This is a genomic window from Bacillus cereus group sp. N21, from assembly GCF_016483395.1.
GTDB lineage: Bacteria > Bacillota > Bacilli > Bacillales > Bacillaceae_G > Bacillus_A > Bacillus_A pseudomycoides.
In genome coordinates, this window is the sequence record NZ_JAEHBX010000057.1 from 22880 (window position 1) to 31975 (window position 9096).

Below are 9096 nucleotides of genomic sequence, written 5' to 3' on the forward strand. Positions count from 1 at the left end.
AAGAAGCTCGCCCAAGGCAAGCTTCCCATTCTCTTACTTATTTACACTCTTTTCAACAAGCTGCATCGCATATTCTAATGTACGATTCGTTGTTTCTACATACTGATCTTTTACTTTTGTATCTTTTACTACAGATTCCGCTACTTTGATTTTTCCTTCTAATGCTTTCACTGGGCCTTCTTTATATTGCCCCGATTCTTGTCCTACTTGAACTTTTGCTAATAAAACTTTTGCTGCATCAATTGTTTTTTGTAATTTCTCTTTTGGCGTTTCTGGTTTTTGGTCAACTACTTTTGATTGTATAAATGTTTGATGTGCTGTTTTTAAACTGTGATATGCCCCAACTGCTTGCTCACCTGTCGTCGCCATATTTTCAAATACTGCTTTTGCTCCATTATAACTTGTTTGTAATTCTGTAAAGGCAGCTTGTGAATATTGGCCCGGCTTTTCACCGAATTCATAAGAACCTGCTAATGTTTCTTTTGCTTTACCAATCTCTTCATATAAAGCATTTAATTCTTCTAGTTTTGTGCGATTTGTAAACTCATTGTATGCCGCTACTATTTCAGATGAAGTAAGTGCTTTACTATATAATTTTGCAAGCGCAACTTGTCCATGTAATGGAACTCCACCGTTACCATCGCTTGTTGGATCTGCACCAATCGCGAATGGTACATTCGGATGATATACTTTACCTGTCACTGGCTGACTATTTACTTTTTTTCCATCTACATAGATTGCTAATTCATTTCCATTATACGTTCCTGTTAAATGATATGTTTTATTTGCCTCTAATTGTGTACCTATACGTTTATAGCTACCACCAATATGAGCCCATAATTCTACATATCCAGTTCCAGTAGATTCGAACCCAATTCCGCCGCTCTCTGTATTTTCCATAATAGCTTGACCACGCATTTCATTCATAGAAAATACCGTTTCTAATGTAAATGTATTCGCCACTTTCTCTTTTTGAGCTGCTGAAAACGGGATATAGCCAAATGTGTTTGCTTTTCCATTTAATTTCATTACATGTTTTTTCAATGCTTTATCATATTCAATTGATACATTCCCTTTTACATCGCCTTTACTTCCAAATGGCGAGTTGTCTTTAAATGTACCATCTAAAAAGTTAACATCAAATACATCCGCCTTTGGCACTTTCACATTCGGATCAATAATTTCTTTTTTCGTTGTTACTTCTGCTTGTAATGGCTGTTCACTTTCATTTTCGAATGAATCGATCGCAACTGCTTCTAGCGTGTATGTTTTCCCACTATCTAGCCCACCTAAGGTAAACGTAAGTTCTTTCGGCACTGGATCACGATAAAACTCTGAGAATGCTAATAACTTATTTTTAATTTCTCCTGTTTCTTTATCTCTTGCTTGTAAACGATAAGAATGAACAAGTAAGTTATCCACTGCTTGCGGGAAAGTCGCTGTTACTGAACTCTCAGTTACATTTGAAACTTTTAACTTTGCATTTTGCTCGAAAGATGGTTTTTCTTTATCGCGGTTTTCCACATGTTTAAAAGATTCTTTTTTAGCTGGTAGTTGAACCTTCCATGGTTCACCTGTCCAAGAATTCGTATGGAAGTCACGACGATTAATTGTTACTTCTTTATCGTCTACCTCTACTAATAGACCTTGGCTTAAATCGCTTGCACCTGGCGGAATATTACCTTGAACTTTCCCCCCCTCTACTTCCATATAACTTACTGAAGATGTTCCAACAGATGTAAAGTCTTTTTGATGAATGGATCTTGGATCATCTAATGGATAGTGCGAATGACCAGAGAATGTAATTGCTTGCGGATAATCCTTTAATACTTCATTAATTTTTGCACTGTCCTTCGTTCCCCATTCATGACTACCATACACAGTTTCTTTAATATGCTGGTGCAAGAACACGAAAATTGGTTTTTCTGGATCATCAGCTTTTGCCTTTGCAATTTCTTCTTTCAACCAATTAATTTGTTTATCAGAATAATATCCATGTGTCGTTCCATCTTCTGGTGACATAACAAGAAAGTGATATCCCTTCACGACCTTATGATAATAAATAGATTCCATTCCTGTCTTTTCTAAGAAACGTTTTTGTGCATCCTTTGCCAATAAACCATTCCAATAATCATGGTTTCCAAGTGAATTCATTCTCACTGCATCTTTATTGGCATATTGATTATATACTTGCATAAAACGATCATATTGCTGATTAGACCCTGAATCTGTAAAATCACCAACGATAACAAATGCGTCTTGTTTTGGCGCAAGTGTATTAAACTGTTCAATCGCTCTTTTCCAACGGAACGTATCATCTGTTCCGCTATTTTTAATATGTACGTCACTTACAACCGGAAAGACAAGTTTTTTCTCCTGCGGTTTTTCCTCTTGTTTCTTCTCTTCCGTTTGTGCGGAAGTGTTCCATGGAAATGATACAAACGCTAAAATGAAAACTGCTAATAATCCAATAAGACCTTTTACCTTCTGAAACATGTTCCTACTCACGTAAATCCTCCTCATATGTTTGATTCAGTACAAGGATTATTGTATCTAACACATATTAACCTCGTTTAAACGAATAATGAAAAATATTACATCTTTGTAAATATACAGTCAGTTTCCTGTAAAGTGCCACAACAGCTATATAAATACAAATAAAAAACGACATAAAACCTTTATTTTTAGGTGGGAGAGAGCATCCGGTCGTGCATAGAATCGGTCAGATCCTCTTCCTGCCCCATGCCAAGTTAAAACAAAAAGAAAAAAACGAGTGCAGGTCACCTTTTGTTCTTCATAGCCGCAACTTATATGTTGGCAAATCGAAATGGAACAACTATATATCACTCATATATAGTTGTTCCATTTAAATCTCTATTAGACTAAATAGTAGATATGATGTCGATTAGCCCTACTGGAATATATAAAAGGATTTAAATTTACAATCTAGAAACAGTATTATGTGATAACCAAAAGATGTTTGGAGGATAAAAGTAGATTTTAATCACATAAATCACAATATAAAAAGATAATCTATGTTACAAAAGGTGCTTTCTGTATATGAAAGCACCTTTTAAGTCCAATACTTTTTCTATCGTCTAAAACATTTTCAATCAAACAAAAGTCTCATCATCTTTCACATAGACTCCGCTTTATTTCTCTTTTTCACAAACTTGAAAATGAACATTCCTATCACAATGAAACAAACAACCCCTAGTATCGGTAATGTATATTGTTCAACAATCGCACCTGCTTTTTTCCAATGAGATCCTAATTTCAATCCTACATATACATATAGCGTTGTAAGTGGCAACATCGCTATAAATGTGTATATGCTAAATTGCCAAATGTTCATTTTGGCGATTCCACATGGAACTGAAATAAGTGTACGAACCCCTGGAATAAATCGGCCAAGAAACGCCACAGCTGGTCCATATTTTTCAAAGAAATGATCTGCTTTTTGAATCTGTTCTTCCTTTATAAAAAAGTATTTTCCATATTTCAGTAATAACGGTCGACCACCATAATAACCGAGCGCATATAGTGTTAGCGGCCCCGTCGTTCCTCCGATCGTTCCAGCTAATACTGCGAGCCAAAAATTCATATCTCCTTCGTATACCCAATATCCAACAAGCGGCAACACAATTTCTGCTGGAATAAACTCAAATGTTAATGCTAGAATTACACCGAAATAAGAAAACTGCTTTAAATACTCAATTACATCTAAAATAAACTGCTCCATTTATGAACTCCTATCCTTTATTTAAATTATATTTTTCTTGTAAGTGCTTCGGTGCCATTTTCACAATTCGCTGTAAAATAAATAAGACAACAGCAATATCATCTAATCCCCCAAAAAACAGTAGAAAATCAGGGATGAGATCAAACGGAAATACGACATACCCAATTAAAAAAACAATGGATAGTATTTTCTTCTGCATAGCGACTTCTTTTGATGTAAAAAAGTCATATAAAAATGGACCAAATTGACGAAAATGAAGCATAAATCGAAATCGGTTTATAAACTTTTTCATTTTTCACCTCTCCTTTTTCTGCATACAAAAAGGACCTTTACCAAATATAGTAAAGGTCCTAAAAAAAACAATAAGGGGCCTTTACCATTGCTGGTAAAGGTCTCACTAACAACAAATCGTTGCCAATAAAGCCGAGGGTTTCTCCCTGTAATGACGACTTTATTGTGACAAGTTACTCCCCTTTATATACGCAATCTTATAAAATCACCTTAAAATATTTGATAGAACTTGTCAATCTTTTTTGGTTATCCTTCATTAATAGGCTGATACATACTCGCTATGGCTTGCATTTCAGAACTTGGTGCTGGTGATAGCTGATAATACCCTTTCTTCACCATATACTGCCAAATGTCATAAGCATGGTGACTACTATTTAAAAAGGTATTTTCTAAAAGCGTTCTTAACTCTGGATTCGCACACTCTAATAAAGAACCTGCACAATTAAACGCAGAAGACTTTTGGTTCAATAAATATCCAGTCGCAATTGCTCGATCATTAGGTGGTTGTGCAATGACGCTTGGTGTAACGGAGGAATACTTTTGTGAAGGTGCCTCTGTATAAGAAGCTAATACTGGTTTTAATTTAGACGGCTGAAACTTTGATATATTTGGAGTTGATTCACTTTGTATAAATTCCACCTTCAAATTATAATCTTGCACATGAAGAGGAAGATGATTCTGTAACATTTGTTTTAACTCCGTATCCTGTGCTTGCTGTATATATGTAGACATCGTATTAATTGTGTTATAGTCTCCCGCTATCAGTTCACTTAAGTCACGTAATTCATGCGTTGCTAATTGCATTTCTATTCCTCCTTTCTATAATTCCTTTCTAGCATCTCCTAAAAAAACAAAAATACCATATAAAAATCCACATCATTGCGAATTTTTATCCCGCATTAACGGGCAGTAAGACCCCTCCTCAAAATTCAGCGAAAGCAAAGAAATTAGGTGGGGAATCAACTGCCCGTAAAAGCCCGATTGGTTCAACTAATAATTGATGTGAGGCAAAGCCCCACACCAATTAAAGTTTCACTTTATATGGTATAAATTAAAGCGGATTACACTTTGGCATCTCTAACCCAGAAGCTTGTGCTAGTTTCAGTAAATAATAACATTCTTCCCTTGCCATATGGTCTGCCATTCTTCCAGATATTAAGCTTAATACTTGATTAGATAACTCTAATTCTTCTAATTCGTGAAGAAAACGGGAGAATAGTGTTAATTCTAATGAAACATCTTTTGTAAATTTTTTTAGAGCTGGAAAAGAATGCAGTTCCGCCCGTAAGTAACCTGTCATTTCCACAGCTTTTAAATAAAACTGTTCAAAATGCTTTTCATATTCTTCACTCTTCTCTTTCAGTCGTTTCTCGACCAGATCTAATCCCCCTGAAATGGCACCTGCATGACCCGCTGCATCCGTTAGCCAAGCAAGATGATAATGCAATTCATGAAAAACAGGTGGCACTTCTCCTTTTATTAAATATTCTAATACCATTATGTACTCTTCCACTTCGTTCACCATATGGTTAATAAAAGTTGGTGTAAAATGAATGACAATTTTTCCTTCCAGTTGCTTTTGTATAATATTTAACTTAAATTTTCTAATTTCCTCTGCTACTTTATGTGCATCTTTCGCAAATGCAATCAAATTTACCGTATGAATATTACTGAGGAATCTATCAAATGTTTGGACAAAATACATCGCTTTTTGAATATCTTCACTTTCATTTTGAGCTAAAGCATCTAAAAGAAACTGCGCATGATCGCCAAGAACCTTCAACCAGAATTTATGTTCAAACAACGCGATTTCTTCATACGTACTATTCATCCGGTTAACTCCCCCTTATCTACTCTTTCGGCGCAATTAGAATTCTATACTGGTCAGGATCATGCACAATAATACCTCTTTTCTCCATTTTACAGCTCTCTAATTCTTGAAATGACACACAATAGAATTCTAATTTTTTTCGTACTTTTTCCATATCACAAAATGGCAAACTAAAATTTATATAAGAAGGCACTTCCTCACCGAAATCCCCGCCTTTTTCCCTATTTAAAACGAAGCAAATTCTCGTTGCACCAATATCATACCAAACGCCAGGCACATGTAATTGTGGCCGGTGTCTACTCGGCTGAAATCCCAAGATACCTTCATAAAAATATAATGTTTCCTTTAAATTTCTTACTTCTAATACAATGCAATTTGTAATAGTCTCCACGTACATTTCCTCCTTGACCCTACTAGTTTTTCTATATGAGTCATAAATAACAATTATGTCTGAATACAATACATAGTGATGAATGTTTCACTTATAAAGGAGGTTTGCATTATGAACAAATTTATGAAATCTTACACACCTTACCATAGTCCAAAAGATCCTTGTCCGCCGATTGGAAAGAGATTTTATTCAACCCCTCCTCATTTATATATGGGATTCCAACCAACTAATTTACCACAATTCCCTCCAAGAGACGCCTTACAAAAAGGCACTTTATGGCCTGCTCTTTATGATTATTATGAAAGCCCCCATAAGAAAGGAAGGTGACAAGAATCGTGACTCAAACACTGCCAGATGAATATTATGAATGGATAAAAGAGTTACAAGAACTCGATTTTGTATTAGTTGAACTTACACTTTATCTAGATACTCATCCAGATGATGTTACAGCGATAAATCAATTTAATGATTTTTCCTATAAAAGAAGATTGCAAATGCAAAAAATCGAGAAAAAGTATGGTCCACTCCAACAGTTTGGTAATAGCTACTCTAATGCTCCGTGGGAATGGAGTAAAGGTCCTTGGCCATGGCAAATATAAAGGAGAGAAAATATGTGGATATATGAAAAAAAATTGCAATACCCTGTAAAAGTAAGTACTTGTAATCCAGCACTTGCAAAATTATTAGTTGAGCAGTACGGTGGTGCAGATGGCGAATTGGCAGCTGCTCTCCGTTATTTAAACCAGCGCTACACGATTCCTGATCAAGTAATAGGTTTATTAACAGATATCGGTACGGAAGAATTTGCTCATCTTGAAATGATTGCAACAATGATTTATAAATTAACAAAAGACGCGACCCCTGAGCAGATGAAAGCAGCTGGACTAGATGCTCAGTACGCTAATCATGATAGTGCACTATTTTATCACAATGCAGGCGGCGTTCCGTTTACAGCCACATACATACAAGCAAAAGGTGATCCAATTGCAGACTTATATGAAGACATTGCTGCAGAAGAAAAAGCAAGAGCAACTTATCAGTGGCTCATTGATTTATCAGATGATCCTGATATAAATGATAGCCTCCGCTTTTTACGTGAGCGCGAAATCGTTCATTCCCAGCGTTTCCGCGAAGCTGTTGAAATTTTAAAAGAAGAACGCGATCGAAAAATTTATTTTTAATTTTTTCAGCTACACATATCCTATTGATATGTGTATTTTTTATTGTCCATCTATCTTTCCCTAACTTCCATACCGATGTTTTTCCAAAAAGGCATAATTATTCAATTTAACACATTATTTTTAAAATTTTTTAAAGTTTCCTGTTGCTTTCTAGTCATCAGACGATTAAAATTATAACAGTTACTCGACAAATTATTTGAATTTTCGACAAAAAGATATTTAGGAGGATTTTCTATACATGCGTACAACTTTAAAGCCATCGCAAATTCTCTCCATTAGCTTATTGCTATTTGCAGTTTTTTTCGGCGCTGGTAATATGATTTTCCCGCCACTTCTTGGGCTTTCTTCAGGAGAAAACATGTGGGTTTCTATTTCAGGATTTATTATTACAGATGTAGGTTTATCATTATTAGCAATCGTCGCCGTTGCTCTTGCAGGTGGTAGTTTTAAAAGTTTAGCGAGCCGTGTTCATCCAAAGTTTGCAGCAGTATTAGCTATTATTATCTACCTTTCAATCGGCCCACTATTTGTTATTCCACGAACTGGATCTGTTTCTTATGAAATTGGAATCGCACCGCTTTTTCAGGACCAATGGTATTCCATGTTACTATTTAGCTTTATTTTCTTTACTGTTGTTTACTTCTTATCATTAAACCCATCCAAATTAGTTGATCATATTGGGAAGATATTAACACCAATCTTACTTGGTATTATTGCGGTTATGGCAACAAAAGTGATTCTTTCACCAACAGGTTCGTTTGTTCCTCCTGTTGGCGACTATAAAGAGATTCCATTTTTCAAAGGGTTTTTAGAAGGATTTTTAACATTAGATGCGATTGGCGCTCTCGTTTTATCGACAATTGTCGTAAATGCTATTCGTCAAAACGGTGTAAGGGAAAAAGCCTCCATTGCAAAGTACACAATTATTTGCGGAAGCATTGCTGCTTTCCTTTTAACAGTCGTTTATTTCTTACTTGGATACATCGGAGCATCAAATGGAAACCTAGGACAATTTGAAAATGGCGGCCAGCTATTAGCAACTGTTATGTACCAATTATTTGGGACAAGCGGTAATATTTTGCTAAGCATCGCAATTATATTTGCTTGCTTAACGACAGCTATTGGTGTAGTTAGTGCATTTGCCAACTATTTCACAACCGTATTAACAAATGTTTCTTATAAAAAGCTTGTATTATATGTTTGTATTTTTAGCTTTATTGTTTCCAATCTAGGACTCAGCTTATTAATCAAAATTACATTACCTGTGTTAATTATTCTTTATCCAATTACAATCATTTTAATTTTCGTATCATTTATTGATAAATATACGAAGCGTAAACCATCTGTATACATCGGTGCAATGATTGCTGCATTCATCATTAGCTGTATTCATGCTCTTGATAATATGGGAATGATGCCAGCTGCTATTACATCTATTGCAAGCACAATTCCTTTTTACAAATTAGGGATTGGTTGGATTGTCCCAGCAATTATTGGAGGTATTGTCGGATACTTTATCCCGCAGACACAAACGGAAGGTGAAGTTTCTACTAAATAAAAGAAGAAGCAAGCATTCCTTTATGTGAACTGTACCCCGAATCGTGGACACTTAAAAAAAGTCCATGCTTCGGGGTTTTTGTGTATCTTTACACTCATTCCT

Annotated in this window: 10 protein-coding genes; 4 read left to right on the forward strand and 6 right to left on the reverse strand. The window is 35.4% G+C overall.

All coding sequences use genetic code 11. The features are described from left to right. Positions 1 to 33: 33 nt before the first annotated feature. The 6 genes from JDS96_RS23455 to JDS96_RS23480 form a co-directional block, all read right to left on the reverse strand. The gene (locus JDS96_RS23455; protein ID WP_199668200.1) at positions 34 to 2496 is read right to left on the reverse strand and encodes a LamG-like jellyroll fold domain-containing protein; all 2463 of its coding nucleotides are present in this window, start codon (positions 2494 to 2496) and stop codon (positions 34 to 36) included. Positions 2497 to 3136: 640 nt separating this feature from the next. After that, complete coding sequence (locus JDS96_RS23460; protein ID WP_199668193.1) at positions 3137 to 3742, reverse strand: DedA family protein; 606 nt, start codon at positions 3740 to 3742, stop codon at positions 3137 to 3139. 10 nt (positions 3743 to 3752) lie between these two features. Beyond that, positions 3753 to 4034: a YkvA family protein gene (locus tag JDS96_RS23465; protein WP_018766872.1), complete on the reverse strand. Its 282-nt coding sequence runs from the start codon at positions 4032 to 4034 to the stop codon at positions 3753 to 3755. A 245-nt stretch (positions 4035 to 4279) separates the two neighbouring features. Beyond that, positions 4280 to 4837: a spore coat protein gene (locus JDS96_RS23470; protein ID WP_199668194.1), complete on the reverse strand. Its 558-nt coding sequence runs from the start codon at positions 4835 to 4837 to the stop codon at positions 4280 to 4282. Positions 4838 to 5084: 247 nt separating this feature from the next. After that, positions 5085 to 5864: a DUF2935 domain-containing protein gene (locus JDS96_RS23475; RefSeq protein ID WP_199668195.1), complete on the reverse strand. Its 780-nt coding sequence runs from the start codon at positions 5862 to 5864 to the stop codon at positions 5085 to 5087. Between the two features lie 19 nt (positions 5865 to 5883). After that, positions 5884 to 6255: a VOC family protein gene (locus JDS96_RS23480; protein ID WP_199668196.1), complete on the reverse strand. Its 372-nt coding sequence runs from the start codon at positions 6253 to 6255 to the stop codon at positions 5884 to 5886. A gap of 111 nt (positions 6256 to 6366) precedes the next feature. On the opposite strand from JDS96_RS23480, the gene JDS96_RS23485 reads away from it, so the two are divergent. From JDS96_RS23485 to brnQ2, 4 genes are all read left to right on the forward strand, one after another. Next, positions 6367 to 6582 carry a spore coat associated protein CotJA gene (locus tag JDS96_RS23485; protein ID WP_199668197.1) on the forward strand — a complete coding sequence of 72 codons (216 nt, stop codon included), beginning with the start codon at positions 6367 to 6369 and terminating at the stop codon, positions 6580 to 6582. Between the two features lie 8 nt (positions 6583 to 6590). Further along, on the forward strand, positions 6591 to 6854 hold the full coding sequence (locus JDS96_RS23490; protein ID WP_199668198.1) for a spore coat protein CotJB: 264 nt from the start codon (positions 6591 to 6593) through the stop codon (positions 6852 to 6854). 12 nt (positions 6855 to 6866) lie between these two features. Further along, positions 6867 to 7436 (forward strand): spore coat protein CotJC, encoded by a 570-nt coding sequence (gene cotJC / locus JDS96_RS23495; RefSeq protein WP_003195416.1) that lies wholly within the window; start codon positions 6867 to 6869, stop codon positions 7434 to 7436. A gap of 238 nt (positions 7437 to 7674) precedes the next feature. Then, positions 7675 to 8994 carry a branched-chain amino acid transport system II carrier protein BrnQ2 gene (brnQ2, locus tag JDS96_RS23500; protein WP_003195415.1) on the forward strand — a complete coding sequence of 440 codons (1320 nt, stop codon included), beginning with the start codon at positions 7675 to 7677 and terminating at the stop codon, positions 8992 to 8994. The last annotated feature ends 102 nt before the right edge of the window (positions 8995 to 9096 follow it).

Bases quoted from the DNA above. Each gene is read 5' to 3' on its own strand.
- JDS96_RS23455 (WP_199668200.1), bottom strand. From the start codon at position 2,496: ATGTTTCAGAAGGTAAAAGGTCTTATTGGATTATTAGCAGTTTTCATT.
- JDS96_RS23460 (WP_199668193.1), bottom strand. From the start codon at position 3,742: ATGGAGCAGTTTATTTTAGATGTAATTGAGTATTTAAAGCAGTTTTCT.
- JDS96_RS23465 (WP_018766872.1), bottom strand. From the start codon at position 4,034: ATGAAAAAGTTTATAAACCGATTTCGATTTATGCTTCATTTTCGTCAA.
- JDS96_RS23470 (WP_199668194.1), bottom strand. From the start codon at position 4,837: ATGCAATTAGCAACGCATGAATTACGTGACTTAAGTGAACTGATAGCG.
- JDS96_RS23475 (WP_199668195.1), bottom strand. From the start codon at position 5,864: ATGAATAGTACGTATGAAGAAATCGCGTTGTTTGAACATAAATTCTGG.
- JDS96_RS23485 (WP_199668197.1), top strand. From the start codon at position 6,367: ATGAACAAATTTATGAAATCTTACACACCTTACCATAGTCCAAAAGAT.
- cotJC (WP_003195416.1), top strand. From the start codon at position 6,867: ATGTGGATATATGAAAAAAAATTGCAATACCCTGTAAAAGTAAGTACT.
- brnQ2 (WP_003195415.1), top strand. From the start codon at position 7,675: ATGCGTACAACTTTAAAGCCATCGCAAATTCTCTCCATTAGCTTATTG.